29 protein-coding genes are annotated in these 26,258 nt (G+C 71.1%); 10 read left to right on the forward strand and 19 right to left on the reverse strand.

The window, feature by feature from the left end:
• Positions 1-16 precede the first annotated feature (16 nt).
• The 11 genes from cls to MNQ95_RS07600 form a co-directional block, all read right to left on the reverse strand.
• Positions 17-1,432, reverse strand: coding sequence for a cardiolipin synthase (gene cls, locus MNQ95_RS07550; protein ID WP_162410391.1), 1,416 nt, complete (start codon positions 1,430-1,432; stop codon positions 17-19).
• 141 nt (positions 1,433-1,573) lie between these two features.
• Complete coding sequence (gene rpmG, locus MNQ95_RS07555) at positions 1,574-1,738, reverse strand: 50S ribosomal protein L33 (protein ID WP_162410392.1); 165 nt, start codon at positions 1,736-1,738, stop codon at positions 1,574-1,576.
• Positions 1,739-1,751: 13 nt separating this feature from the next.
• Positions 1,752-1,988 (reverse strand): 50S ribosomal protein L28, encoded by a 237-nt coding sequence (rpmB, locus tag MNQ95_RS07560; RefSeq protein ID WP_162410393.1) that lies wholly within the window; start codon positions 1,986-1,988, stop codon positions 1,752-1,754.
• 235 nt (positions 1,989-2,223) lie between these two features.
• Complete coding sequence (locus MNQ95_RS07565; RefSeq protein WP_241954283.1) at positions 2,224-4,038, reverse strand: DUF885 domain-containing protein; 1,815 nt, start codon at positions 4,036-4,038, stop codon at positions 2,224-2,226.
• A 114-nt stretch (positions 4,039-4,152) separates the two neighbouring features.
• Positions 4,153-4,494, reverse strand: a complete 342-nt coding sequence (locus MNQ95_RS07570; protein ID WP_241954284.1) for a lipid-A-disaccharide synthase N-terminal domain-containing protein — start codon at positions 4,492-4,494, stop codon at positions 4,153-4,155.
• A 1-nt stretch (position 4,495) separates the two neighbouring features.
• Positions 4,496-5,218 carry a glycosyltransferase family 2 protein gene (locus MNQ95_RS07575; RefSeq protein WP_241954285.1) on the reverse strand — a complete coding sequence of 241 codons (723 nt, stop codon included), beginning with the start codon at positions 5,216-5,218 and terminating at the stop codon, positions 4,496-4,498.
• 35 nt (positions 5,219-5,253) lie between these two features.
• The gene (locus MNQ95_RS07580) at positions 5,254-6,219 is read right to left on the reverse strand and encodes an NAD-dependent epimerase/dehydratase family protein (protein ID WP_241954286.1); all 966 of its coding nucleotides are present in this window, start codon (positions 6,217-6,219) and stop codon (positions 5,254-5,256) included.
• Between the two features lie 133 nt (positions 6,220-6,352).
• Positions 6,353-7,270, reverse strand: a complete 918-nt coding sequence (locus MNQ95_RS07585; RefSeq protein WP_241954287.1) for a ParB/RepB/Spo0J family partition protein — start codon at positions 7,268-7,270, stop codon at positions 6,353-6,355.
• Entirely contained in the window at positions 7,267-8,064 is a 798-nt protein-coding gene (locus MNQ95_RS07590; RefSeq protein WP_241954288.1) for a ParA family protein, read from the reverse strand. Before MNQ95_RS07590 ends, MNQ95_RS07585 begins: the two co-directional genes overlap by 4 nt.
• 58 nt (positions 8,065-8,122) lie before the next feature.
• On the reverse strand, positions 8,123-8,761 hold the full coding sequence (rsmG, locus tag MNQ95_RS07595; RefSeq protein ID WP_162410400.1) for a 16S rRNA (guanine(527)-N(7))-methyltransferase RsmG: 639 nt from the start codon (positions 8,759-8,761) through the stop codon (positions 8,123-8,125).
• A 69-nt stretch (positions 8,762-8,830) separates the two neighbouring features.
• Positions 8,831-9,427, reverse strand: coding sequence for a 4'-phosphopantetheinyl transferase family protein (locus MNQ95_RS07600; protein ID WP_162410401.1), 597 nt, complete (start codon positions 9,425-9,427; stop codon positions 8,831-8,833).
• 126 nt (positions 9,428-9,553) lie between these two features.
• On the opposite strand from MNQ95_RS07600, the gene MNQ95_RS07605 reads away from it, so the two are divergent.
• Positions 9,554-9,805 carry a GlsB/YeaQ/YmgE family stress response membrane protein gene (locus tag MNQ95_RS07605; RefSeq protein ID WP_162410402.1) on the forward strand — a complete coding sequence of 84 codons (252 nt, stop codon included), beginning with the start codon at positions 9,554-9,556 and terminating at the stop codon, positions 9,803-9,805.
• Positions 9,806-9,897: 92 nt separating this feature from the next.
• Here MNQ95_RS07605 and xth read toward each other — a convergent pair whose 3' ends face one another.
• Positions 9,898-10,668, reverse strand: a complete 771-nt coding sequence (xth, locus tag MNQ95_RS07610; protein ID WP_162410403.1) for an exodeoxyribonuclease III — start codon at positions 10,666-10,668, stop codon at positions 9,898-9,900.
• Between the two features lie 75 nt (positions 10,669-10,743).
• Positions 10,744-12,291, reverse strand: coding sequence for a coniferyl aldehyde dehydrogenase (locus MNQ95_RS07615; RefSeq protein WP_241954289.1), 1,548 nt, complete (start codon positions 12,289-12,291; stop codon positions 10,744-10,746).
• 48 nt (positions 12,292-12,339) lie between these two features.
• Here MNQ95_RS07615 and MNQ95_RS07620 point away from each other — a divergent pair, with 48 nt between their 5' ends.
• The gene (locus MNQ95_RS07620) at positions 12,340-12,894 is read left to right on the forward strand and encodes a gamma carbonic anhydrase family protein (RefSeq protein WP_162410405.1); all 555 of its coding nucleotides are present in this window, start codon (positions 12,340-12,342) and stop codon (positions 12,892-12,894) included.
• 7 nt (positions 12,895-12,901) lie between these two features.
• Here the strand turns inward: MNQ95_RS07620 and MNQ95_RS07625 are convergent, their stop codons facing one another.
• A complete protein-coding gene (locus tag MNQ95_RS07625; protein WP_241954290.1) occupies positions 12,902-13,183 on the reverse strand; it encodes a YkgJ family cysteine cluster protein in 282 nt (93 codons plus the stop codon).
• A 186-nt stretch (positions 13,184-13,369) separates the two neighbouring features.
• On the opposite strand from MNQ95_RS07625, the gene MNQ95_RS07630 reads away from it, so the two are divergent.
• From MNQ95_RS07630 to MNQ95_RS07660, 7 genes are read left to right on the forward strand one after another with little or no spacing between them, the layout of a single operon-like run.
• On the forward strand, positions 13,370-14,050 hold the full coding sequence (locus MNQ95_RS07630; protein WP_241954388.1) for an RDD family protein: 681 nt from the start codon (positions 13,370-13,372) through the stop codon (positions 14,048-14,050).
• Positions 14,051-14,075: 25 nt separating this feature from the next.
• Positions 14,076-15,089, forward strand: a complete 1,014-nt coding sequence (locus MNQ95_RS07635; RefSeq protein ID WP_241954291.1) for a stage II sporulation protein M — start codon at positions 14,076-14,078, stop codon at positions 15,087-15,089.
• The gene (locus tag MNQ95_RS07640) at positions 15,079-16,596 is read left to right on the forward strand and encodes a DUF4129 domain-containing protein (protein WP_241954292.1); all 1,518 of its coding nucleotides are present in this window, start codon (positions 15,079-15,081) and stop codon (positions 16,594-16,596) included. Before MNQ95_RS07635 ends, MNQ95_RS07640 begins: the two co-directional genes overlap by 11 nt.
• On the forward strand, positions 16,593-17,747 hold the full coding sequence (locus MNQ95_RS07645) for a DUF4350 domain-containing protein (protein ID WP_241954293.1): 1,155 nt from the start codon (positions 16,593-16,595) through the stop codon (positions 17,745-17,747). The genes MNQ95_RS07640 and MNQ95_RS07645 overlap by 4 nt, the downstream gene beginning before the upstream one ends.
• A complete protein-coding gene (locus MNQ95_RS07650) occupies positions 17,744-18,727 on the forward strand; it encodes an AAA family ATPase (protein ID WP_241954294.1) in 984 nt (327 codons plus the stop codon). The genes MNQ95_RS07645 and MNQ95_RS07650 overlap by 4 nt, the downstream gene beginning before the upstream one ends.
• A 40-nt stretch (positions 18,728-18,767) precedes the next feature.
• Positions 18,768-20,066 carry a DUF58 domain-containing protein gene (locus MNQ95_RS07655; protein ID WP_241954295.1) on the forward strand — a complete coding sequence of 433 codons (1,299 nt, stop codon included), beginning with the start codon at positions 18,768-18,770 and terminating at the stop codon, positions 20,064-20,066.
• A 36-nt stretch (positions 20,067-20,102) separates the two neighbouring features.
• Positions 20,103-20,339 carry a hypothetical protein gene (locus tag MNQ95_RS07660; RefSeq protein WP_241954296.1) on the forward strand — a complete coding sequence of 79 codons (237 nt, stop codon included), beginning with the start codon at positions 20,103-20,105 and terminating at the stop codon, positions 20,337-20,339.
• A 23-nt stretch (positions 20,340-20,362) separates the two neighbouring features.
• Here MNQ95_RS07660 and MNQ95_RS07665 read toward each other — a convergent pair whose 3' ends face one another.
• From MNQ95_RS07665 to aroE, 4 genes are all read right to left on the reverse strand, one after another.
• Positions 20,363-21,148, reverse strand: coding sequence for a ThuA domain-containing protein (locus tag MNQ95_RS07665; RefSeq protein ID WP_241954297.1), 786 nt, complete (start codon positions 21,146-21,148; stop codon positions 20,363-20,365).
• Between the two features lie 459 nt (positions 21,149-21,607).
• Positions 21,608-22,774 (reverse strand): P1 family peptidase, encoded by a 1,167-nt coding sequence (locus tag MNQ95_RS07670; RefSeq protein WP_162410414.1) that lies wholly within the window; start codon positions 22,772-22,774, stop codon positions 21,608-21,610.
• A gap of 98 nt (positions 22,775-22,872) precedes the next feature.
• Positions 22,873-23,313 carry an anti-virulence regulator CigR family protein gene (locus MNQ95_RS07675; RefSeq protein WP_162410415.1) on the reverse strand — a complete coding sequence of 147 codons (441 nt, stop codon included), beginning with the start codon at positions 23,311-23,313 and terminating at the stop codon, positions 22,873-22,875.
• Positions 23,314-23,458: 145 nt separating this feature from the next.
• Complete coding sequence (gene aroE / locus MNQ95_RS07680; protein WP_162410416.1) at positions 23,459-24,307, reverse strand: shikimate dehydrogenase; 849 nt, start codon at positions 24,305-24,307, stop codon at positions 23,459-23,461.
• Between the two features lie 48 nt (positions 24,308-24,355).
• Here aroE and MNQ95_RS07685 point away from each other — a divergent pair, with 48 nt between their 5' ends.
• Complete coding sequence (locus MNQ95_RS07685) at positions 24,356-25,249, forward strand: TolB family protein (protein ID WP_162410417.1); 894 nt, start codon at positions 24,356-24,358, stop codon at positions 25,247-25,249.
• A gap of 6 nt (positions 25,250-25,255) precedes the next feature.
• Here the strand turns inward: MNQ95_RS07685 and hemB are convergent, their stop codons facing one another.
• Positions 25,256-26,245: a porphobilinogen synthase gene (gene hemB, locus MNQ95_RS07690; protein WP_162410418.1), complete on the reverse strand. Its 990-nt coding sequence runs from the start codon at positions 26,243-26,245 to the stop codon at positions 25,256-25,258.
• Positions 26,246-26,258 lie beyond the last annotated feature (13 nt).

Below are 26,258 nucleotides of genomic sequence, written 5' to 3' on the forward strand. Positions count from 1 at the left end.
CGTTGCCGGGCCGCGCTCACATGAACGAATCGGCCAGTCGCGACAGGCCTTCCAGGCTGCGCCGCCACGAGGGTCGCCGCTGCCATTGCTCCAGGGACAGCATCTGCGAATGGGCGAGGTAGTCGGTTTCGATCTCGTGCATGCGCGCCACCACGTCGCGGTCGTAGCACAGCAGGCCGATCTCGGCGTTGAGCGCGAAGGAGCGGATGTCCAGGTTGATCGAACTTACCAGCGCGACCGAATCGTCCACGCTCAGGTGCTTGGCGTGCATGAAGTGCGGCTGGTACAGCGCGATCTTGACTCCGGCCTGGAGCAGTTCCTCGTAGTAGGACTGCTGGGCCAGCAGCAGCACGCGCTTGTTGTTGGTCGCCGACAGGACCAGCTGCACGTCCACGCCCGACAGCGCGGCGATGCGCAGCGCGCTCATGGTCGCGTCGTCGGGCACGAAGTAGGGCGTGGTCAGCACCAGCCGGTGCTGGGCCAGGTGGATCAGCGAGTTGACCGTCTCGCCGGCGTTTCCGAACGGATACGCCGGACCGCTGGGCAGCAGCTGCGCGGCCACGTCCTCGTCGTGCACCGGCCGCGCCGGCGAGACCTCCAGCATCTGCCCGGTTTCCAGGTACCAGTCGCTGGCGAACACCGCTTCCATGTGCGAAACGATCGGCCCGCGCACGCGCGCGACCAGTTCGCGGTTGGGGTGGCCGCGCACGAAGACCGCGTCGGCCAGGTTCTGCGAACCGACGTACCCGACGTGGTCGTCGATCACAGCGATCTTGCGGTGGTTGCGCAGGTCCATGCGGCTGCTGCGGCGCCAGCGCAGTCCACCAGGCATCATCCGCTGGACCTCGACCCCGGCGGCACGCAGCGGGCCGGCGAAGCGCCGGTAGCCGCGCTTGGCGCCGACCGCGTCCAGCAGCAGCCGGCAGCGCACGCCGCGTCCGGCCGCGCGCACGAGCGCAGCCGCGACCGCCTGGCCCACGGCGTCGTCGAACATCAGGTAGTACAGCAGGTGCACGCGTTCGCGTGCGGAATCGATGTCGGCGATGAGGGCGGCGATGGATCCGTCGTAGTCGTCGAGCAGCTCGACCGCGTTGCCGCGCACCGGCATGAAGTCGCCCATCCGCTCCACCAGCGGCACGGTCTCGGCGGCAGGGCCGATGGGCGGCGGCTGCCAGCGCAGCGCGCTCTGCGGGATCTGGCCTTCGCGGACGGCGAGCGAGGCCCGGTCCTGGCGCCGCCGCCGCTGGCCGGAGATCCATGGCTGGCCGACCAGCAGGTACAGCGGCAGCCCCAGCAGCGGCAGGAAGAACACCAGCAGCAGCCAGCTGCGCGCGGCGGCCGGCACCGAGCGGCTGGGGATCCACCACAGGGCGGCCAGCCGGATCGTCCAGTCCAGGGCCAGCAGGGTGGTGCCGATCGTCCAGTAGTCCATGGCGCTGCCGGGTCCGTTCGCTGAACCGGATTCTGCACGGTTTCCGCATGGCGCCGGCGCCACAACGCAAAAGCCCGCCGGAAGGCGGGCTCTGCGGATCTTCGTCCTTGCATCCCGGGGCGGACCCCGGAGGCGGAAGGCTTACTTGATCTTGCCTTCCTTGTAGATCACGTGCTTGCGGATGGTGGGATCGTACTTCTTGATCTCCATCTTGGCAGGCGTGTTCTTCTTGTTCTTGTCGGTGGTGTAGAAGTGGCCGGTACCGGCCGAGGAGATCAGGCGGATCTTGTCGCGCTTGGAAGCCATGGTCGATTACTCCTCAGATCTTTTCGCCGCGTGCACGCAGCTCGGCCAGGACGGTATCGATACCGTTCTTGTCGATGGTGCGCAGCGCAGCAGCGGAAACACGCAGCTTCACCCAACGGTTCTCGGAGGCCACCCAGAAGCGGCGCTCGTGCAGGTTGGGGAGGAAACGGCGGCGGGTCTTGTTGTTCGCGTGCGAGACGTTGTTGCCGCTCTGCACGCCCTTGCCGGTTACTTGGCAAACTCGGGACATACGCACCTCGAAAGGTCTGGTGTCGCCCATAGCCCGGGAGACGGCGGCCCCGCGGCCTTTCCATGTGGACGGGCCGTACGCGATGCGGGAAGGGATTCGACCGCGAAGGCAGCCCCGGATCGCGCTCCCGGGCTACCGATCCGGACATGCCGGACGCAGCGAGCCGCGCATTATGCCGGGGCAAGTAGCTGATTGCAACCGGGTTTGACCCTTCAGGGTGGGCGTCCGCCCCCGCTCAGGGCGCCCGGGAAGCCCCGCCTGCCGGGCCGGCGGCCCTGGCCGCGTCGATGAACGCCCCGATCCGGGCCTCCAGCACCGGCAGCGGCACCGAGCCCTCGGCCAGGACCGCGTCATGGAAGGCGCGGATGTCGAAGCGGTCGCCCAGCTCGGCCTCGGCCCGGCCGCGCAGGCCGACGATGGCGATCTCGCCCAGCTTGTAGCTCAACGCCTGGCCCGGCCAGGAGATGTAGCGGTCGACCTCGGTGGTGATCTCGTGCTCGGACAGGGCGGTGCGCTCGCGCAGGTAGGCCAGCGCCCGGTCGCGGCTCCAGCCGTAGTGGTGCAGGCCGGTGTCGATGACCAGCCGGCTGGCCCGCCACATCTCGTAGGTCAGCCGGCCAAAGTCCTCGTACGGCGTCTCGTAGACGCCCATCTCCTTGCCCAGCTTCTCGGTGTACAGCGCCCAGCCCTCGCCATAGGCGGAGATGTAGCTGTCGCGGCGGAACGCCGGCAGCGCCTTCTGCTCCTGGCTCAGTGCCGCCTGCACGGCATGGCCGGGCGAGGATTCGTGCAGGGTCAGCGCCGGCAGGTTGTACAGCGGCCGCGAGGGCAGGTCGTACGTGTTGACCCAGTAGGTGCCCAGCCCGCCACGGCCGGCGGTCCAGAACGGGGCGATGTCGTCGGGCACCGGCACGATGGTGAAGCGGCCGCGCGGCAGGGTACCGATGTAGCGGCCGATCTGTCCGTCCACGCGCTTGGAGATCCAGGCGGCGCGGTCGAGCAGCTGCTGCGGTTCGGTGACGTAGAACTGCGGATCGGTGCGCAGGAAATGCAGGAAGTCCTGGAACCGGGTCTGCTCGCTTTCGCCCTTGAAGCCGACCCGGTCGATGATCGCGTCCATCTCGCCCTGGATCCGCGCCACCTCGGCCAGGCCGATCCGATGGATCTCCTGCGGGGTCAGGTCCAGCGTGGTGTAGCGGCGGATCTGCTGGCGGTAGTAGGCCTTGCCATCGGGCATCGCGCTGGCGGCCAGCGTGGTCCGTGCCTGCGGTACGTACTCGTCGCGGAAGAACCCCTGCAGCCGGGCGAACGCGGGGATCACCGCATCGCCGATCGCTGCCTGCGCCGCTTGGCGCAACGCCTGCTGCTCGGTGGCCGGAATCTGCGTCGGCATGACCTTGAACGGGGCGTAGAGCGCCGACGCAGTCGGATCCTCAAGGCCAGCGACGGCGGCGATCGAGCCTTCGCGTCCTTCCAGTACTGCGCGCGGCACGCTGAAGCCCCGCGCCAGGCCCGCGCGCATGTTGTCGGTCTGCTGGTCGAAGTAGCGCGGCACGTCGTTCAATCGCGCGATGTAGGCGCGATAGGCGGCGGCGGTGTGCATCGGCCGCCGCGCCATGAAGTTGAGGTTGGCCCAGAACGAGCTGTCGGAATTGAACGGCATCTCGTAGCCGCGCAGCCGGGTCTCGTCGGCCAGGTCCTGGACCTGGGCGCGATAGATCGCCAGGTTGACCTGGTTGGCGGCGGACAGCTGCGCCGGATCCAGCGCGTCGAGCTGGCGCAGCACGTCGGTCCAGGCCGCGAGCCGGGCCTGTTGCGCGGCCGGCGATACGTCGGGCAGGTCCGGATTGAGGTTGCCTTCCGTGGCGGCGCTGTCCTCGTCGCCCAGCCCGTTCTGTGCCTGCCGCCAGGTCCATTCCTTCTCGTAGATCGCCTGGAAACGCTTGTCCGCGTCACTGGCGACGGCCACCGGAGCGGTATCGGCGAATGCCGCGCCGGCGATGGGCAGGGACAGGGCGAGCAGCAGGGCGACGGAAAGTGGACGACTCATGCGGGGCCGGGATGCTCGGGGGAAACGCCGATCATCCCATCCCGGCGCGCCCGGTCCATGTCCCGGAAGTCGGGTCGGCCCGTGACGACGGTCGCGGCGCCGCGCCGAACGTCGTCAGTGCGTGGCCCGGTCGCGTCGCCAGCCGCGGTGGCGGATGTCCAGCACCAGGTTGTAGAGCGCGACGAAGGTCGGGAACAGGTTCTGCAGCACGCCCACCGAATCCTGCTTGGCCGAGAACAGGAAGTAGCTCAGCGTCATCAGGCTGCCGACCACGCTCATGTACCAGAACAGGCGCGGGATCACCGGCCTGCCGGCGCGACGCGTGGCCACGAACTGGACCAGCCAGCGGCCGCCGAACATCAGCGCGCCGGTATACCCGATCAGCTTCCAGCCGGTGACGTGCAGGCCGGTCCAGGCCAGCCACTCCAGCTGCTGGTTGAGCTCGAAGAATTCCATCTCAGCGCTCCTCGACCGCCGTCCGGCGGCTGCGGGTGATCAGCCAGGCCACCCCGCGCAGGTCGCGGATGCCGACCAGCGCGCGGCCCAGGTTGTTGTACTTGGACACGCCCGCGGTGCGTGGCCGGTGCGCGACCGGCACGCTGACCGTCTGCCAGCCCGCGCGCTGGACCAGCGCCGGCAGGTAGCGGTGCATGTGGTCGAAGTAGGGCAGGTCGAGGAACACGGCGCGCTCGAACAGCTTGATCCCGCAGCCGGTATCGGGGGTGTCGTCGCGCAGCATCCGGGCGCGGATCGCGTTGGCCCAGCGGCTGGCCCAGCGCTTGGAACCGGAGTCGCGCCGGTCCACGCGCCAGCCGGCGAACAGCTTCACCTCCGGTGCGGCCGCATCGCGCGCGGCCAGCAGCTTCGGGATGTCGGCCGGGTCGTTCTGGCCGTCGCCGTCGAGGGTGGCGATCCACGCCCCGCGCGCCGCCTTGACCCCGTTGCGCACCGCGGTGCTCTGCCCGCTCTGGGTCACGTGGCGCAGCACGCGCAGTTCCGGCACCTGCGCCTTGAGCGATTGCAGGACCGCCAGCGAGTCGTCGCGCGACTGGTCGTCGACGTAGACGATCTCGAACGGCGTGCGGCCACGCAGCGCGGCGACGATCTCGCCGACCAGCGGGGGAATGTTGTCGCGTTCGTTGAAGACCGGGACGACGACGGAAAGCTCGGGTGGGGTCATGGCGTCGTTCGCAAGGGGAGGTGGGAATCAGGGGGTCAGGCCGCGTCCCCGAAATAGTCGCGGCACCAGTGCACCACCGGCGGCAGTCCGGTTTCGATCGGAGTGTGCGGCTCGAAGCCGAATGCCGCCTTCGCCCGCCCGGTATCGGCCATCGTCTCGACCATGTCGCCCGGCTGCATCGGCCGGTACTGCCTGCGCGCCGGCTGGCCGGCGGCCTGCTCGATGACCGCGATGAAATGCTCGAGTTCGACCGGGGTGTGGTTGCCCAGGTTGAAGACCCGGTGCGGCACCGTCCCGGCCGGCGGATGGTCGAGCGCGCCGAGGATGCCGGACACGATGTCGGAAACATGTGTGAAATCGCGGCGCATGCGGCCCTGGTTGAACACCTCGATCTCGCGCCCGGCCAGCACCGCGCGCGCGAACAGCAGCGGCGCCATGTCCGGGCGGCCCCACGGGCCGTACACGGTGAAGAAGCGCAGGCCGGTCGCGGGCAGCCCGTACAGCTGGGCGTAGGTGTAGGCCATCAGTTCGTTGGCGGCCTTGGTCGCGGCGTACAGCGAGCGCGGCTTGTCGATGCGCTGGTCTTCGGAGAACGGTGGCGTCGCCGAGTCGCCATACACCGAGCTGCTCGAGGCGTAGACCAGGTGGCCGATGCCGCGATGCCGGCACAACTCGAGCATATTGACGAAGCCATCAAGGTTGCTGGCGACATAGGCGTGCGGATTCTGCAGGGAGTAGCGCACGCCGGCCTGCGCGGCGAGGTGGACGACGCGATCAGGCTTCACCTCGTCGAACAGCGCGGCCAGTCCGTCGCGATCCACCAGGTCCAGCGCGCGGATGTCGATGCCCGGGCACAGCGCGGCTACGCGGTCGCGCTTGATCGCCGGGTCGTAATAGGCGTTGTAGTTGTCCAGGCCGACGACGCGTTCGCCGCGAGCGGCCAGCGCCTGGCAGGTGTAGGCACCGATGAAGCCAGCGGCGCCGGTGACGAGGACGGTCATGGGGGAGCCCGTGTCAGCTGGCGGCATTGTCGCAAGCGCCGGGTGAACAGGGAATCGCCGCCCGGCACGCCGTCGTCGACCGGCCTGGGCCATCTCGCGTTGGCCGGCATGCGTCGCCGGCCGCGGCCCGATACTAGGACGGACGGACCCGCAGCCGCTCCAGCACGCCTTCCAGCGAGTCCAGGTCGGCGTAATGGATCACCAGCTTGCCCTTGCCGCCCTTGCCGTGGGCGATGGCGACCTTGGCGCCGAGCGACTCGGACAGTTCGGTTTCCAGCGAGGCGATGTCAGGCTGCTGCGCGCGCGCGGCGGTGGCCTTGCGCGCGGCATTGCCGCTGGCCGGCACCTTGCCGGCGGCGAACTGCTGGGCGCGGTGTTCGACCTCGCGCACCGACCAGCCATGTTCGGCGGCCTCGTAGGCCAGCTTGCTGGCCAGCTCCGGCGACAGGGTCAGCAGCGCGCGGGCGTGGCCCATTTCCAGCCGGCGCGACTCGAGCAGCGCGCGTATCGCGGGTGGCAGGTCGAGCAGGCGCAGCAGGTTGGACACCGCCGCGCGCGAACGCCCGACCGCGGCGGCGGCCTCGGCGTGGGTCAGCGAGAACTCGTCGATCAGCCGCTGCAGCGCCTGCGCTTCTTCCAGCGGGTTGAGGTCTTCGCGCTGGATGTTCTCGATCAGCGCCATGGCGATGACGGTGCGGTCGTCCAGCTCGCGCAGGACCACCGGCACTTCGCTCAGGCCGGCCAGTTGCGAGGCGCGCCAGCGGCGCTCGCCGGCGACGATCTCGTACTGCCCGGGTGCCAGTTCGCGCACGACGATCGGCTGGATCACGCCCTGCGCCTGGATCGAGGCCGACAGCTCCTCGAGCTTGGCCGGGTCCATGTCGCGCCGCGGCTGGTACTTGCCCGGCTGCAGCTGGCCCACCGGCAGGGTGCGCATCACGTCGCCCGGCTGCGGCTGGTCGGCCTGCTCGGGCGGGGTGGCCGCCGCGCCCTTGGGGCCGAGCAGGGCTTCCAGGCCGCGGCCCAGGCCGCGCTTCTTCGCCGTGCTCATGCGGCCTCCACCGGGCGCAGGCCGCGTTCGCGTTCGTGCTGGCGCCGGATCACTTCGCCGGCCAGGCCCAGGTAGGCGACGCCGCCGCGCGAGGCGGCATCGTAGCCGACGATGCTCTGGCCATGGCTGGGCGCCTCGGCCAGGCGCACGTTGCGCGGCACGATGGTCCGGAACACGCGGTCGCCGAAGTGCTCGGTCAGTTCGGCCGACACCGCATTGGCCAGGTTGTTGCGCACGTCGAACATGGTCCGCAGCACCCCTTCGATCTCCAGTCCCGGGTTCAGGCGCTGGCGCAGCGCCTCGATGGTTTCCACCAGCGCGCTCAGGCCTTCCAGCGCGTAGTACTCGCACTGCATCGGCACGATCACCGAGTCGGCCGCGGTCAGCGCGTTGAGGGTCAGCAGCGACAGCGCCGGCGGGCAGTCGATGATGATGAAGTCGTACTCGCCGCGCAGCGGTTCCAGCGCGATCTTCAGCTTCTGCTCGCGGCCGTCGACGTCCATCAGCTGGATCTCGGCGGCGGTCAGGTCGATGTTGCCCGGCAGCAGGTCGAAACCTTCGGCGGTGGTGTGCAGGATCGAGCGCGCATCGCGCTCGCCCAGCAGCATGTCGCAGGTCGATGCCTCCAGCTCGCGCTTGTCCACGCCGCTGCCCATGGTCGCGTTGCCCTGCGCATCCAGGTCCACCAGCAGCACGCGCTTGGGAGTACGCGCCAGCGCGGCGGCCAGGTTGACCGCCGTGGTGGTCTTGCCCACGCCTCCCTTCTGGTTGGCGACGGCGATGATGCGAGCCATGCGGGAACTGCCTTGGTTGCGGGACGCCGAGGGTCCGGAACGGGCCATTATGCGTATTTCAAGTCGCCCGGCCCACCTCGACCAGGTGCCGCTCCGCGTCCAGTCCCGGCACGGCGAGCGGGTGTACTGCCAGCGAGGTCCAGCCAGCCGGCAGCGCGGCGATTTCCTCGACCGGGTTCACGCCTTTCATCGCCAGCAGGCGGCCGTGCGGGGCGAGCAGGTGGCCCCCGACCTCGAGGATCCCGGCCAGGGTATCGAGCGCGCGGGCGGTGATCTGGGCATAGGCACCCGGTTCGGCGACCGCCTCGGCGCGTGATTCGGCCACCCGCGCGTTGCCCAGCTTGAGCTGGCGCACGGCCTCGCGCAGGAAGCGCGCCTTCTTGCCGTTGCTCTCGACCAGGGTCACCTGCAGGTCCGGGCGCACGATCGCCAGCGGGATGCCGGGCAGCCCCGGCCCGGTACCCAGGTCGGCCAGCGCGCCGGGCTGCACGAACGGGTGCATGGCCAGCGAATCGAGCAGGTGGCGCACCACCATCTCGTCGGGATCGCGGATCGCGGTGAGGTTGTAGGTCCGGTTCCAGCGCAGCAGCAGGGCCAGGTAGTCGAGCAGGGGCCTGGCCAGGGCGCGGTCCAGGTCGAGCGTGGCCAGGCCGTCGTCCAGGCGCTGGCGCAGGGCGGGGGAGAAGGGAGTGTCCATGGGCAAAGTATCGCCGATGGTGCGTCCTCGCCCGCGATCCGTTTCCAGGAACGCCGGGGCGACCGCAGCCTATGTGCCGCGCGGGTACCAGGCCACTGCGGCGTGGTAGCCGGGTTCGGGGGTCCATTCGCGCAGCTGCCATTCCGCGGCGATGCCCAGTGCCGGATCGCAGGCGAGCAGGCGCACCGGCGCGCCGTCTTCGTCGATGCCGAACTCCAGGCGGTCCAGGCCGAAGGCCAGGCCACGTCCATGCGCCTTGAGCAGCGCCTCCTTGGCGCACCACAGGCGCAGGAACGTCGCTTCGCGCTGCGCCGGTGCGGTCGCGCGCAGGCGCGCGGCTTCAGCCGGGGCGAAGTAGCGTTCCGCCAGCTCCAATGCACGCGGTCGTGGCCGCAACCGCTCCAGGTCCACGCCCAGGGTGATATCGCGGCCCATCGCCAGCAGCAGGCGTTCGCCGCTGTGGCTCCAGCCGGCATCGCGATCCTCGTAGGGCGCCAGCAGGCGCGGCCGCCCCCACGCATCGCGGGCCAGGATCGTCGCGGCATCGGTTTCGCCGAGCCAACCGGCGAGCAGTCCACGGACCTGGGGTTCGCCGCGCAGCCCCGGCACATGCGGCAACGCCTGCACCTGGACCGGGCCGAACTGCCAGCGCACGGGCGTGCTCATGGTGCCCGTCGGGTGGGTCGCGCGACGGCCGCGAGGTATACGGCCGCTTCACGCCATGGCGGGTCTGATGGCCCGGCCCACCCCGGGTATGGGGGTGACAATCGTGGACCTGAGGAGACACAGAGCATGGGCATCATCATCTGGTTGATCGTGGGCGGCATCGTCGGCTGGCTGGCCAGCCTGATCATGAGGCGCGACGGACAGCAGGGCATCCTGTTGAACATCATCGTCGGCATCGTCGGCGCGCTGCTGGCCGGCTGGATCTTCGGCGGCGGCATCAATGAAGCCATCACCATCCGTACCTTCCTGTTCTCGATCATCGGTGCAGTGATCCTGCTTGCGATCGTGAATCTGTTCACCCGCGGCCGGGTGCGCTGACGCGCCCCGGAAGCGCCGTGCGACGAGGAGACGGGGCCCGGCCATCGCCGGGCCTTCGTCTTTCCGGCAGTCGCTGCGGAGCAGCACGCGACTCAGGGCGCCAGTTCGATCCATGCCGGCGCATGGTCGCTCGGCCGTTCCCAGGTGCGCGGTTCGCGATCGATGCCGGCCGCGACCGTGCGCGCGCGCAACGCCTCCGAGACCAAGGTCAGGTCGATGCGCAGGCCGAGGTTGCGCCGGAACGCGGCCTGCCGGTAGTCCCACCAGCTGAATTGCCCGCCTTCCTCGTGCAGCAGGCGATAGCCGTCGTGCAGGCCGAGCGCGAGCAGGTCGCGCAGCGCGGCGCGCTCGGGGGCCGAGGTCAGGATGTGGGTGTCGTTCCACACGGCCGGGTCGTGCACGTCGCGCTCGTCGGGGGCGATGTTGAAGTCGCCCAGCACCACCAGGTGCGGATGCGCGCGCGCTTCCTCGCGCAGCCATTCGTGCACCGCGGCCAGCCATTGCAGCTTGAGCTCGTACTTGTCGGTGCCGACATCCTGGCCGTTGACCACGTACAGGTTGATGATGCGCGTGCCACCGATCGTGGCGCTGATCGCGCGCCGGTGCTCGTGCTCGAAGCCGGGCACGCCGACCAGCACGTCGCGCGGCTCCTCGCGCGCAAGGATCGCCACGCCGTTGTAGGTCTTCTGGCCGGAGAACACGCTGCGGTAGCCGAGCCCGGCCAGGGCCGTGTCCGGGAACTTGTGGTCCTCGAGCTTGGTTTCCTGCAGGCCGACCACGTCCGGGCCGAACGCGCGCAGCCACTGTTCCAGGTGCGGCAGGCGCACGTTGAGCGAGTTGACGTTCCAGCTGGCGATCTTCATCGGGCGGTCTTGATGGGAAGCGGTGCGCCGGGTGACGGCCGCATAGCATAGCCCCGCGCCGGCGCAGCGCCCCGGTCAACGCAGCAGCAGGTCGATCACCCGGCGGATGCGCGGATACGGCGGATGCAGCAGGTCGGTCGCGCTGCGCCGCGCCTGCCACAGCACCGGCAATGGCTTGGAAAGCGCGTCGAATCCGGCGCGGCCGTGGTAGGCGCCCATGCCGCTGGCACCGACGCCGCCGAACGGCAGGTTCTCGGCCGCGAAATGCAGCAGCGTGTCGTTGACGGTGACGCCACCGGCCAGGGTGGAGCGCAGGATCGTCTCGACCTGGCCGCGCTCGTGGCTGAAGGGGTACAGCGCCAGCGGCCGCGAACGCGCGTTGACGAAGGCGATCGCCTGTTCCAGCGAATCCACGCAGACCAGCGGCAGGATCGGGCCGAAGATCTCCTCGCGCATCAGCGCCAGGTCATCCGGTGGATCCAGCACGAGGACCGGCGCGAACAGGCGCTGCGCCGGATCATGCGTGGGCGCCAGCGGCAGCACTTCGCAGCCGCGCGCGCGCGCTTCGTCGAGCCAGCCCTGCAGCCGGTCGAACTGCGCGTCGTTGACGATGCGGCTGTAGTCCGGCGCGCCGTCGCCCAGGTCGCCGTAACGGGCCGCCACTTCCGTGCGCAGCGCCTGCACCAGCGCATCGCGTCGCGCGCGGCCGACCAGCAGCAGGTAGTCCGGGGCCACGCAGGTCTGGCCGGCGTTGAACCACTTGCCGGTGGCCAGGCGCGCGGCGGCGCGCTCGATCGGATAGTCGGCGCAGACGATCGCCGGCGACTTGCCGCCCAGCTCCAGGGTCAGCGGGGTGAGGTTGGCCGCGGCGGCCGCCATGACCTTGCGTCCGACCGCGGTCGATCCGGTGAATACCAGGTGGTCGAACGGCAGCGCGGCGAAAGCGCCGGCCAGTTCGGCGCCGCCATCGGCCACCGCCACGCGCGAGGCGGGGAACACCTCGGCCAGCAGTTCCTGCAGGAAGCGCGTGGTCCTGGGCGTGTGTTCGGAGGGCTTGAGGAAGACGTGGTTGCCGGCGGCGATCGCGGTGGCCAGCGGGATCAGCGCCAGGTTCACCGGGTAGTTCCACGGCGCGATCACCCCGACCACGCCCAGCGGCACGTGGCGCAGCTGCGCGCGCGCCGGCCACAGGCGCCAGCCGGCGCCGACGTTGCGCGGCTTCATCCAGCCGCGCAGGTGGCGCAGCAGGTGGTCGATGCCGGCCAGCACGGTCATGCCGTCGGCCAGCAGGCTTTCATCGTGCGAGCGGTGGCCGAAATCGGCGGCGATGGTGCGGGCCATTTCCGGGAGCCGGCGCTTCAGGGCCGCACGCAGCCGCAGCAGGTCGGCGCGCCGCTGTTCATAACCGGGCGGCTGCGCCTGCCAGGCTTCGCGCAGGCGGTGCAGGGTCGGGGCCAGGGCGGCGACGGTGGTCGCGGCCTCGTGCGCCGTGTCGTTGCCGGGGCCTTCGCCGGCGGATTCCGCCGTGGCCGTGGCCGCGGCGATCGCGGCATTGGCGGCAGTGATCGTCGCGGTCGCGGCGGTGGTGGCCGCCGTGGCGGAAGTGGTCGCTGGAGTGGTCATCGCCGCAGTCTACGGCCAGGTATGGAGGGGAATTCAATACAATGGGCCATGACCGGATTTCCCCCCTTGCTGCGCCCCTACCTCGACCAGGCTCCCCGCCTGGGCGAGCGCGTCTATGTCGATCCGGCCGCCACCGTCATCGGCGATGTCGAACTGGCCGACGATGCCTCGGTCTGGCCCGGCTGCGTGCTGCGTGGCGACGTCAACTACATCCGCGTCGGCGCGCGCACCAACGTGCAGGACGGCACCATCGTCCATGTCAGCCACCACAGCCCGTTCAACAAGGCCGGCTATCCGACCCTGATCGGCGCGGACGTGACCATCGGCCACGGCACGATCATCCACGCCTGCACGATCGAGGACCTGTGCCTGATCGGCATGGGTGCGTGCATCCTCGATGGCGCCACGGTGAGGAAGTACGGCTTCCTCGGCGCCGGCGCCGTGCTCGGGCCGGGCAAGGTCGTCGGCGAGGCGGAGCTGTGGCTGGGCAACCCGGCGCGTTTCGCCCGCAAGCTGACCGATCGCGAGATCGAGAGCCTGCATTACTCGGCCGCGCACTACGTGCGCTTGAAGGACCAGTACCTGGGCATGGCCGGCGCCTGACGGGCGCTCAAGGCGCGGTCGCCGATTCGAGCGTGGCCAGGATCGCCATCGCCTCGGCGCGACTGGCCCCGCACATCTCCGGGCCCGGCTTGAGCGAGGCGCAGAACGGCGGCCGTTCGGGTTTTCCGAACAGGCGGCAGCGCAGCGTGTCGTCCAGCTGCACGCAGGGCACGCCGGCGGGTTTGCCATGGGGCATGCCCGGGATCGGCGAGGTGATCGACGGGGCCGTGCAGCAGGCAGCGCAGCCGGCGCGGCAGGCGAATGGGCGATGGTCGGAACGTGCATCCATGCGCGCAGTCTAGGCCCCGCCTCCCGGCTGTGGTTGCGCTGCTGCAGGCGCCGCGCGCGCTGGGCAAGCGCGGGCACGGCCGCTACAGTCGGCGCGGGGAAATACCACGAGGACCGCATGCCGCCACGGGAGGTTGCCTGGCAGGAACGCCAGTCGCGCGCCGCCACGGATGCACCGGCGGCGGGGATGCTCGACACCTATCGCGAAGTGCTGACGCCGGAGGGCGTGGCCCTGCACCTGCCGGCCGCCGGTCCGGTGCCGCGCGCGCTGGCCTGGCTGCTGGACCTGGTCGTGCGCCTGGGGGTGCTGCTGGCGCTGGCGATGGTGCTCGGGATGCTCGGTGGCCTGGGCGAGGGCCTGTACAGCGTCGGCCTGTTCCTGGTGTTCTGGGCTTACCCGATCGTGCTGGAGGCGGCCTGGAACGGGCAGACGCCCGGCAAGCGCGCGCTCGGCCTGCGCGTGGTGGCCGGCGACGGCGCGCCGGTGGGCTGGTTGCCCGCGGTGGTGCGCAATCTCATGCGGGCGGTGGACATGCTGCCGTTCGGCTACGCGACCGGGCTGGCCAGCTGCCTGTACGACCGCCACAGCCGTCGCCTCGGCGACTTGGTCGCCGACACCGTCGTGGTGCACGTGCTGCCGCGGCAACTCGATCCGCAACTGCCGCCGGCCACTCCCCTGGCCCCGGCGCAGGCGCTGCTGCCGGACGAGCAGGCCGCGATCGTCGCCTTCGGCGAACGCGCGCCGCGGCTGTCGGCCGGGCGCCAGGCCGAACTCGCCGCGCTGGCGCATCCGCTGACCGGCAGCACCGGAGGCGAAGGCGTGCGCAGGCTGTACGGCATGGCCAACTGGCTGCTGGGGCGGCGCTGATGTCGCGTCGGAGCGGGGCGCACCGATGAAGCAGGAGCAGTTCGTCGCCCGCCACCAGGCCGAATGGGATGCGTTCGAGCTGTGGCTGAAGGCATGCGGCGGCGTGCGCGTGACGGCGCGCATGAAGGCCGCGCCGATCGGCCTGGACGACGGCGACGTGCCGGCCCGCTATCGCCGGCTGTGCCAGCAGCTGGCCCTGGCGCGGCGCCGCGGCTACAGCACGCCGCTGCTGCAGCGCTTGCAGGCGCTGATGCAGCAGGGCCATGCGGTGCTCTACCGCGCGCCACCGCCGCGCTGGCACCGGGCCGCCGAATTCCTGGTCGCCGGCTTCCCACAGCTGGTGCGCAGCCAGGCCGGCTGCATGGCTGCCGCGCTGGTGCTGTTCGCGTTGCCTTTGGTCACCCTGTTCGTGCTGCTGCAGTTACGCCCGGAGCTGGTCCACCAGATCCTTGACCCGGGCCAGATCGCGCAGATGGAGGCGATGTACGACCCAGCCGATCCGCGCCAGGCGCTCGGACGCGACAGCGGCAGCGACTGGCAGATGTTCGGCCACTACGTGATGAACAACATCAGCATCGGCCTGCGCACCTTCGCCGGCGGCTTGCTCGCCGGCGTCGGCACGATCCTGGTGCTGGTCTTCAACGGCGTGAGCATCGGCGCGGTGGCCGGGCACCTGCACGCGATCGGATACGGCGAGACGTTCTGGCGCTTCGTTGCCGGCCATGCGCCGCTGGAGCTGACCGCGATCGTCATCGCCGGTGGCGCCGGATTGCGCCTGGGCCTGGACCTGATCGCGCCGGGCCGGTACCGGCGCCGCGATGCGCTGGTCCGCGCCGGCCGCATCGGCGCACGACTGTGCCTGGGCGTGGTGGTGATGCTGCTGCTGGCGGCCTTCGTCGAGGCGTTCTGGTCGTCCACCCATTCGATCCCGGCGTGGGCCAAGTACACGTTCTCGGCCGCGATGTGGACGCTGGTGCTGGGCTGGTTGTGGCGCGGCGGCCGCGGTGCCGCGGGCGCGGAGGGCGACGATGCGTCCTGAAGACCTGGACGTCGCCCTGCGCCCGCGCTCGTCGTGGGAAGCGATGGAGCTGGGCACCGCCCTGCTGCGCCGCCATGCCGGCGCGGTGTGGCGACCGTGGCTGCTGGCGACGCTGCCGGTGCTGGTCGTGCTCAATGCCGCCGCGTGGATGCTCGACCGGGTGTGGCTGGCGGCGCTGCTGATGTGGTGGCTCAAGCCGCTGTTCGACCGGATCCCGCTGTACGTGCTTTCGCGCGGCGTTTTCGGCCACACGCCGGGCACCGTGGAAACCCTGCGCGCGCAGTGGAGCTTCGGCCGCGGTGCGATGGCGGCCCACCTGCTCTGGCGCCGCCTGTCGCCGGCGCGCTCCCTGCTGATGCCGGTGGACCTGCTCGAAGGCTCCGCCGCGGCGCAACGCCGCGCGCGTCGTCGCGTGGTCGGCGGTCCGGCCTACGGGCAAGCGGCGCTGCTGACCTGGACCTGCTGGCACTTCGAGCTGGCGCTGGCGCTGGGCGTGGTCGCGGCGGTGTTCCTGGCGGTCCCGCCGGAGCTGCTGCCCGATTCGCTCAATTCGTTCTGGATGCTGCTGCGCGCCGGGCCGCCGCCGTGGCTGGAGCTGGCGTTCAACGCAGTCGCATGGCTGGCGGTGTCGGTGGTCGGACCGTTCTACGTGGCCGCCGGCTTCGGCCTCTACCTCAACCGCCGTACCGAAACCGAAGCCTGGGACGTGGAGCTGGCGTTCCGGCGCCTGCGCGAACGCCTGCTCGCCCAGGCCGCCGCGCCACTGGCCCTGCTGTTGCTGGCATGCACGCTGCTGTCGCCCGCGGAGGTGCTCGCGCAACAGCAGGGCGCAGACGACGCGAAGCCGGCAACACTGGAACAGGTGTTCGGCCAGGACCATGCCGATGACGCGCGCTTTCGCGATGCGGTCGCGCGCACCTATCGCGATCCGCTGCTGGGCGGCGAACGCACCGTAGTGGAATGGCGGCCCAAGTCGCCGCCCCGGGAAAAGACCGGCGACGCGCCGGACCTGTCCGTCCTGGCCGTGCTGCTGTCGCGCATCGGCGAATGGATGCTGTGGATCGCGGTCGCCGTGCTGGTCGTGCTGGTCCTGGTGACCGCGCCGCGCTGGCTGCCGTGGCTGGGAGGCTCTGCACGTCGCAAACGCGCCGAAGCACCGGTCGTGGCGTCCACGCCGCTGGCCATGCCCGAGGCATTGCCCGAGGACATCGCCGCCGCGGCGCGCCGCCTCTGGCAGTCCGGACACCCGCGCGAGGCCCTGGCCCTGGTCTACCGCGGCAGCGTCGAGGCGATGGCCCGCGACGCGCAGGTCGAACTCCCGCCAGGTGCGACCGAAGCCCAGTGCCTTCGCGCGTCACGCAAGCTGCCGCTGCCGGCTGCCCGCGAACTGTTCGCGCAGGTGGTGCGGGTGTGGCAGTACGCCGCCTATGCCGGGCGCCTGCCCGCCGAGAGCGAGTTCGACAGCCTGCTGGACTCGGCGCGGATGCAGTGGGCGTGGCGCGGATGAAGCCCAGGGCACGCACCGGGTTGCTTGCCGCGCTGGTCGCGCTTGCGGCATGCGCGGTGGTCGCCGCGCTGGTCGCGTGGTTCCTGCACACCCACGAACGGATCGAGCACAAGCAGCCGCTGCCGCCGCAGGGCGAAGCGGCGTGGAACCCGCTGTATGCACTGCGTGAGAGCCTGCGCGCGGACAAGGTGCCCGCACAGACGCGGCAGCGGCTGGAGCCGGCGCTGTTCGTATCCGCACCGGGCGACACCGTGCTGCTCGACGGCGATCCGGCGCGGCTGCGCGCCGCCGAGGTGGACGCGCTGCTGGACTGGGTCGCAAGCGGTGGCCACCTGCTGCTGCGCACGCCGCTGGCGTCCGTCCCCGGCGATGACGACGCCGACGGCGCACCGGAGGTCCCGCCGCTGCTGCTGCGGCTCGGCGTGGAAGCCCTGCTGCCGCCGGCGTGCGTGCAGCTGCAGGTGCGCGGCGAGGAGTCCCACGTGGAATTCTGCGACGGCTGGCGCGTGCAGCTGGAGCGTGGCGTTTCGCCGCGGCGTGCATGGGGCGACGCGGAACCCGGCTACGCCTTCGTCCGCCTCGCCCACGGCCGCGGCACCGTGGACGTGGCCAGCGACTACGACATCTTCGGCAACGACCAGCTCGACGAGGCGACCCACCAGGCCCTGGCCCGGCAGCTGCTGGCGCCCAACTACGGCCGCGGCACCGTGCACCTGGTCTACGCGACGCGCATCGAATCGTTGTGGTGGCGCCTGCTGCGCGATGGCTGGATGTTGTGGTCGCCGCTGGCCTTGCTGCTGGCCGGCTGGCTGTGGCGTCGCGCGCAGCGCTTCGGCCCGTGGCTGCCGTCGCCGGTGGCCTCGCGCCGATCGCTGCGCGAGCACGTGCGCGCCAGCGGCGCTTTGCTGTTGCGGCGGGGCCAGGCGCCCTTGCTGTACGACGCCACGCGCGAGGCCTTCCTCGCCCGCCTGCGCCGGCGCGACCCCGCCAGTGCCGCCCTGGCCGGCGAGGCGCGCGTGCAGGCGATCGCCGCGCGCCTGCAGCTGCCGCACTACCTGGTCCGCGAAGCCCTCACCCGCCAGGGGGTGCAGGACCGCCATGTCTTTTTCGCGCGCGTGCGCACCCTGATCCAGATGAGGAACCGGCTATGAACGACACCGCTGCCGATGCGATTACCGGCGAAGCTCTCAGCACGCGCGTGGAGGCGATCCGCGCCGAAGTGGGCAAGGCCTTCATCGGCCAGGAGGAGGCACTGGACCAGGTCCTGGTCGCCTTGCTGGCCGGCGGCCACGTGCTGATCGAAGGCGTGCCTGGCTTGGGCAAGACCCTGCTGGTGCGCGCGCTGGGCCAGGCACTGGAGCTGGACTGGGCACGCGTGCAGTTCACCCCGGACCTGATGCCCAGCGACATCAGCGGCCATGCGGTCTACGACCCGAAGACCGAGAGTTTCAAGATCCGCCGCGGCCCGGTGTTCACCCACCTGCTGCTGGCCGACGAGATCAACCGCGCCCCGGCCAAGACCCAGTCGGCGTTGCTGGAAGTGATGCAGGAAGGGCAGGTGACGATCGAAGGCCGCTCGTTCGCGCTGGCGCCGCCGTTCATGGCCCTGGCCACGCAGAACCCGGTCGAGCAGGAGGGCACCTATCCGCTGCCGGAAGCGCAGCTGGACCGCTTCCTGCTCAAGGTGCTGATCGGCTATCCGAAGCTCGAGGACGAGAAGCGCCTGGTGGAAGCGACCACCGGCGGGCGCAGCGGCGGCGACTTCGACCTGTCGCAGGTGCGACGCGTGCTCGATGCCGGCGAGGTGCTGGCGATGCAGCAGGGCACCGCGCAGGTCGCGGTGGATCCGGCGGTACTCGACTACGCGGTACGGATCGTCGCCGCCACCCGCAAGTCGCCGGGTATCGCGCTGGGCGCGGGTCCGCGCGGCAGCATCGCCCTGGTCCGCGCGGCGCGCGCGCAGGCCGTGCTCGGCGGCCGCGACTTCGCCACGCCCGACGACGTGCGCGCGATCGCCATGCCGGCGCTGCGCCACCGCATCACCCTGGCGCCGGAGCTGCAGATCGACGGGCAGTCGGTCGACGACGTGCTGCAGGCGTTGCTGGCCCGGGTCGAGGCGCCGCGGCAGTGAGCCAGGCGCGCCCGCCGTTCCCGCAACCACGGATGCGCCGATGAGGCCGGCCCCGGCATTGCTGGTGCTGCTGGCGGCATGGGCCGTGGTCGGTGCCGCGGTGCTGGCCGGCCAGGTGCCGGCTGCCGCGTGGTGGGCAACGGGCGCCAGCCTGGTCGCGTTCGCGCTGCTTGATGGGCTGCTGCTGCGTGCGCGACCGACGCCGGACGTGCAGCGCGTGCTGCCCGAGGCCCTGCCGGTCGGCCACCGGCGCGAGGTCGAACTGAAGATCGTCGCCCCGCGCCGGCAGCGGCTGGACCTGTTCGACCTGCATCCTTCCGGCTGGCCGGTCGAGGGCCTGCCGCAGCGCCTGCGCGTCGTACCCGGGCAGGAAATCTCGGTGCGCTACCGGCTCACCGCCGCCGCGCGTGGCCTGCACGTGTTTCCCGGCACGCAGCTGCGACTGCACTCGCCCTTGCGCCTGTGGACGCAGTCGCGCCTGGCCGGCGAACCGCGGCAGGTGCGCGTGTATCCGGACTTCGCGCCGCTGGCGCGGCTGGCCCTGCTGAGCGCCGAACAGGCCTCGCGCGTGGTCGGTGCGCATGTGCGCCGCCGGCGCGGCGAAGGCACCGACTTCCAGCAGATGCGCGAGTACCGCATCGGCGACAGCCTGCGCCGGATCGACTGGAAGGCGACCGCACGCGCGCGCAAGCTGGTCTCGCGCGAGTACCAGGAAGAACGCAACCAGCAGGTCCTGCTGGTGGTCGACACCGGCCGGCGGATGCTGGCCAGCGAAGGCGGACTGACCCATTTCGACCACGCGCTCAACGCCGCGCTGGTCGTGGCCTGGCTGGGCCTGCGCCAGGGCGATGCGGTGGGACTGATGGCCGCCGGCGGCGAAGCCCGCTGGGTGCCGCCGCACCGCGGCATGGGCGCACTGGATGCCTTGCTGCGCGCCAGCTACGACCTGCAGCCCGCACCGGTGGCCACCGACTACCTGGCGCTGGCCGGCGAACTGGCGCGGCGCCAGCCGCGGCGCGCGCAGGTGATGCTGGTGACCAACGTCCGCGAGGAGGACAGCGGGGAACTGCTGGCGGCCGTGCGCCTGCTGCAGCGCCGCCACCTGGTCTGCGTGGCGAGCCTGCGCGAACAGGTGCTGGATGCGACGCTGGATGCGGACGTGGCGGACCTGGATGGCGCGGTGACCGCCGGCGCGGTCGCCCATTACCTGCAGCAGCGCGCCGCCGCGCACGAGGCGCTGCGCCAGCACGGCGTCATGACCCTGGACGTGGCCCCGGCCGACCTGTCGGCGGCACTGGTCGAGCGCTACCTGGCGGTCAAGCGCGACGGACTGCTGTAGCCTGTGGTCCACATCCACGAAATGGCGGGAAAGGCGATGGCCCAGGGATCGACCGGCAACGTGATTGCCGCACTGTGCAGCTTCTTCGTGCCCGGGCTTGGCCAGCTGATCCAGGGCCGCCTGCTCTCGGCGATCCTGTGGTTCGCGGTGGCCTGCATCGCGTTCGTGGTGACCTGGCTGATCACGCTTTCGCTGTTGCCGTTCGGCTGGTTCGTGGTCAGCGTCTTCTCGTGCATCAACGCCGCCGTCTACAAGGGCGCGCGCAGCGCCTGAGCGCGTAACACCGGCCGGCGTCCTCAGCGGCTGTCGCGCGCGGCCGCTTCGATGCCCTTGCCGGTCGCGGCCCACCACAGGCCGCCGTACAGGTGTTCCAGGTACAGGCGATCCTCGTACAGCGCGGGCGTATGCCCCAATGCGGTGGCGAACACGCGCCCGCCGTCGTAGGCGTGGTACCAGGCCACCGGATGATCGGCGCCCATGCCGCGCGCGGTCTGTCCCGGCCAGATGCGGGTCGGTTCGTAGCTGCGTTCGTCCACCGACAGCACGGTGCGCAGGCCCGGCACCAGCGCTTCGTTGAACTCGTACCACTCGTCGGTCCAGATCCAGCGCGCCGGCAGGCCGAACGCGGCCGGAAACGCCGGATCGTCCACGCGCACGGTCGCCGTCTGCACCATCGGATGGATGCGGAACGTGCGCCCGACCAGCTTCTCGAACCACGGCCAGTCGCCGGGCGGATTGAAGATCAGCGCGCGGTGCACGGCGACCACGCCGCCGCCGGCGCGCACGTAGGCTTCCAGCTTCGTACGCTGCGCACCCTTGAGCTCGTCGCCGGGGGTGTTGAGCAGGACGATCGCGGCGTACTTCGACAGGTCGCCGTCGAACGGCGAGGTGTTCCAGCTCCAGTCCATGTCGAAAGCGTGGCGCTGCGCCATCTGCTCGAATTGCGGCCGGGCCACCACCGCGTAATCGTGGTGGTAGCGGTTGGGAATGGCGACGACCAGCACCTTGAACTGGCCCTCGGCGAAGGCGGGCGCGGCGAAGGTCGCGGCGAGCAGCAGGCAGGCGAGCAGGAAGCGTTTCATGCGCCGATCGTAGCCGCACGCCCGTCGTGGCGGAGGCCGCCGGCTATTCCGATTGTTCCCGGGCCGATGCCGGCGCGCGATGCGCACGCCATCGGCAACGGGGTTTGCCGCGACCGATGGCGAAGTCGCGCGCCGTCAGTGCCGCGGTTCGGTACCGCCCGGTGGGCGCTGCTGCGGGGCGCGATGAGCGGCGTCGGCTGCCCATCGCATCCACTTGCCACGCGCAGCGCGGATGCCAGGCTTCGGCTTCCGGAGGCGCGGCTGCACGGCGCGCGCACCAGGAAGACCCGCGTTGGCCGGGAAACCACTATGCCCGGGCACGGAGCGTGCCAATCGCAAGCCTAGAAGCCTTGCGATCCGGGCGCCAAGCTCCGGCCGTCGGGATGGAGGCCGGGCGATCCGCGCCGGCGTTCCGCATGCAGACCCGCCAGCCAGGGATGCGCCCCTGGCGACATCCCGCTACGGCGTGGCTGTGCGCGCGCCGGCGGCGTCCAGCGCCTGCAGCAGCGGCGCCAGCGGCAGCTCCGGGGCCGTGCCCTGGTGGCCGCGCACGGTGTGGGCGCGCAGCAGCGAGTTGAGGATCGCCTCCTCGGTCGCTTCGGCAGTGGCCTGGAACAGCGGGGTCATGGCGTCGTTGGCGACGCTGGCGGCCGGCTGCACGGCCACATCGCGCCGACGCCGGTTCTGCTTCGCGGTCGAGAAGGCGATGACGTAGTCGCCCGAACCATTGGACATGTCCGAGCCGGTGCGGGCCAGGCCGGTCAACGCGCGGCTGGCCAGGCGGCGCAGCGCGGCCGGGTCCAGCGGCGCGTCGGTGGCGATGACGATCATGATGCTGCCGTCGCCGGTCGAGGGCGCCGGCTGCAGCGCGCGCGCCACCTGCGCCGGATCCGGAAGCGACTTCCACACCGGGACGCCGGCCACGGTCAGGTGGCCGCCGAAATTGCTCTGCACCAGCACGCCGACGGTATGCCCGCCCTGCGTGGCCTCGAGCCGGCGCGAACTGGTGCCGATGCCGCCTTTCCAGCCGAACGCGACGGTGCCGGCGCCCGCACCGACGGCGCCTTCCTCGACTCCGGCATACGACAGCCGGGCGAGCGCCTGCTCGACCTGCGCGGGCCCGACCGGTCGCGCACGGATGTCGCTGAGGTAGCCGTCGTTGGTCTCACCGACGACCGGGTTGATCGAGCGCACCTGGGCCATGCCCGGCTGCGCGAGCAGGTGCGTGGTCAATGCGTCGGCCACCTTCCACACGCCCAGCGTGCCGGTCAGCAGCACCGGTGATTCCAGTTCGCCCAGTTCCTGCACCTGGGTGACCCCGAGCAGCTTGCCGAAGCCGTTGCCGACCACGATCGCCGCCGGCACCCGTTCCAGGTAGGTGTTGCCGCGATGCGGGACGATCGCGGTCACGCCGGTGTTGAAGCGCGTGCCCTGGGCCAGCGTGGCATGGCCGACGCCGACGCCATCGACGTCGGTGATCGCGTTGTGCGCACCGGTCGGCAGCGTGCCGATGACGATGCCGGCATCGCGTGCGCGCGGTCGCGCGGCCGGCGTGTCCGCGGCGTAGGTGCTGGCGGTGGTGGCGGAGAGGCAGGTGAGCAGCAGCAGGATCGGCAGGGGTTTCATGCCGCCATGCTAGCCCGGCGCAGCGCGGATGCGTGCCGCCGCCGGCGGACGTGCCGCCGCCGGCGGAAAGGTCCTCCCGGGGCGGCGGCCGGCGCCGGTCAGCGGAAGATGTCGCCCATGACCTCGACGATGAGGCCGTTGCCCAGCGACACGAGGATCAGGTCGTCGCCGGCGACGCGCCATTCGTGGCCGGAATAGACCGGGAGCTCGCGCAGCATCGGAGCGGGCACCATTTTCTTGGCGATGCCCGGCGGCAGCGGCTTGCCGCGCGCGAGGTTCTTGCGGATGCCCGGAGGCAGGGCGGAATAGCCCACGTATCCGTGGCGCTCGGCGATGCGCCGCGCGTCACCGGTGCTGATGGAGATCGACCCCAGGCCACCGATGCCTGCGTCGACATGGACGCCGCTGGGCTCGCTGTAACTGTGCGTGTGGCCGTCCTTGTCCTTCTTGTGCCCCTTGCCTTCCGGCGGCGCGGCGAGCGCCGGCAGGGCCAGCAGGCTGGCCAGGACGAGGGACGGAATCGTGATGGCGCGATGCATGGTGGTGCTCCGGTTGGCGGTTGGCGACGGACGGCCGTCGCTGCGTACGCGCTGATATACCGCGCATCACCGCGCAGTGCAGTGAACGGAGTCGAAGAATCCACGCCCCGCTGCGGGACGGTTCAGGCTGCGGCGATGGCGCGGCTCAGTCGGCGGTGACCAGCACCGGATCGCGTTCGCGCAGCGCGGCGTAGACCGCATCGGTCTGCGGCCGCACGCCGTGCCACTGCTCGAAGGCCTCGGCGGCCTGTTCGACCAGCATGCCCAGGCCATCGACCACGTTGTGGCATCCGGCCGAACGGGCCCAGGCCAGGAACGGGATCGCGACCTCGCCGTAGTTCAGGTCCACGGCCAGGGTGCGGCTGTTGACCAGCGACAGGGGTGCGCTGAACGTGGCATCCGCATCGCGGCCGGCGGAGGTGGCGTTGACGATCAGTTCGAAATCGCCGAGCTCGCGCAGGTCCTGCCAGTAGCGCGAGTGCGCGCGGGCCGGTTCGCCCAGGGCGTCGGCCAGCGCATCGGCGCGCTCGGGCGTGCGGTTGACCACGACCAGCTCCTCGATGCCCGCGTCCAGCAGCGCCGGGGCGACTCCGCGCGCCGCGCCGCCGGCGCCGATCAGCAACGCGCGTCGCGCGCGCAGGTCCAGCGCGTGGCGCCCGGTGAGGTCGCGGACCAGGCCGGCACCGTCGGTGTTGTCGCCCTGCCACTGGCCATCGTTGAGGGTCAGCGTGTTGACCGCGCCGGCCCGGCGCGCGCGGTCGCTGACCTGCGAGCAGAGCGCGAACGCGGCTTCCTTCAGCGGCAGGGTCACGTTGGCGCCGCGTCCGCCGCCGCCGGCGAAGCGTGCGAGCGCCGCCACGAACTCCTGCGGCGGCGCGTCGATGGCGGTGTATTCCAGCGCGATGCCGCACTGGCGGGCGAAAGCGGCGTGGATGCGGGGCGAGAGCGAGTGTGCGATCGGATGGCCGAAGACGGCGTATCGGGCGATGGACATGGCGTGGTATCAATCCGCGGGTTAGTGAACCTGCCTGGAGCGAACACCATGAAGCGTGCACTGGGCGTCGCCATCGTCGCCAGTCTACTCTGCGGCCCGGCCTGGGCGCAGCTGGCCGAGTACGGCATCGAGGGCATCTGGACCGTGTCCACCCGCGACGCCGAACTGCGCGGCAGCGTCGCGCCGGACGGCAAGCGGATCGTGTGGGGCAGCGATCGTGCCGGTGGCGCCGGCGGTGGCGACCTGTGGCAGGCCCGCAACGAGGGCGGCCGCTGGCTCGATCCGCAGCCGTTGGCGATCAACACGCCAGCGTTGGAAGCCGAGCCGACCTTCAGCGCCGACGGGCGTTGGCTGTACTTCGTGTCCGACCGCGCCGGTGGGGCCGGGGGGCGCGACCTGTACCGCGTGGCGGTGCGCGAAGACGGCTACGGCCAGCCGGAGTGGCTGGGCGCGGCGGTCAACACCGATGCCGACGAAGGTTCGCCCCTGCCGGGCGCCGACGGCCAGTGGCTGCTGTTCGCCAGCAACGGCGGCCAGGGCCAGGGGGGTTACGACCTCAAGCTCGCGCGCCGCTCGGGTGCGGAATGGGTCCTGCAGGGGCCCGTGCCCGGGGTGAACAGCGGCCACGACGAATTCGATGCGGCCTGGCTCGATGGCGGGCGGGCGCTGGCGTTCGCGCGCGGCGATGCGCAGGCCGGAACCGCCCGCGTATACGTGGCCACCTGCGATGGCCGGCAGTACGCCAACGCGACGCCATGGACGCTGTCGTTCAATACCGAGGGCGGCTACACCCGTGCGGTCGTCGCCGATCCCTCGCGCCCGGGCGAAGGCACGGTCACCGGCACGGCGCGTTCGCCCAAGGCCGGCAAGTCCGACCTGTACCGGATCGTGCTGCCGACCGTGCGCGGCCAGGACGGGTGCCTGGCCGGGCAGGGCGGCTGAGCGCGCTCAGCCCTCGCGCAGCCAGCGCGCCGCATCGAGCGCGTAGTAGGTCAGCACGCCGTCGGCGCCTGCCCGCTTGAACGCCAGCAGCGCTTCCATCGCGCAGGCCTTCTCGTCGATCCAGCCGTTGGCCGAGGCGGCCTTGAGCATCGCGTACTCGCCACTCACCTGGTAGGCGAAGGTCGGCACGCCGAACGCGTCCTTCACCCGGCGGATCACGTCCAGGTAGGGCAGGCCCGGCTTGACCATGACCATGTCCGCGCCCTCGGCGATGTCCAGCTCGACCTCGCGCAGCGCTTCGTCGGCGTTGGCCGGATCCATCTGGTAGGTGAACTTGTTGCCCTTGCCCAGGTTGCCGGCGCTGCCGACCGCGCTGCGGAACGGGCCATAGAAAGCCGAGGCGTACTTGGCCGCGTACGACATGATCCGGGTGTTGATGAAGCCGGCCGATTCCAGCGCTTCGCGGATCGCGCCGATGCGCCCGTCCATCATGTCGCTGGGCGAAAGGATGTCCGCGCCCGCGGCGGCATGGGCCAGCGACTGCTTCACCAGCGCTTCGATGGTGGCGTCGTTGAGGATGTAGCCGGTCTCGTCGATCAGTCCGTCCTGGCCGTGCGTGGTGTAAGGATCCAGCGCCTGGTCGGTCATCACGCCCAGCTCGGGGAAGCGCGACTTCAGCGCGCGGATCGCGCGCGGGATGATCCCGCCTTCGTCCCAGGCGATGCGGCCGTCGGCGGTCTTGGCCGCGGCATCGGGCACGCCGAACAGGTCCAGCACCGGCACGCCCAGCTCCAGCGCCTGCTCGCCCACGCGCAGCAGCTCGTCGATCGACAGCCGCTCCACGCCCGGCATCGACGGCACCGGCGCCCTGCCGGCAGCCTCGTGCACGAACACCGGGTAGATCAGGTCGTTCGTGGTCAGCACGTGCTCGCGCATGAGCCGGCGGGAAAAGTCGTCGCGGCGCATGCGCCGCAGGCGGACGTGGGGAAAGCTCATCGTCGACTCCAGG

It is taken from the genome of Pseudoxanthomonas daejeonensis, assembly GCF_022637495.1.
GTDB classification, from domain to species: domain Bacteria; phylum Pseudomonadota; class Gammaproteobacteria; order Xanthomonadales; family Xanthomonadaceae; genus Pseudoxanthomonas; species Pseudoxanthomonas daejeonensis.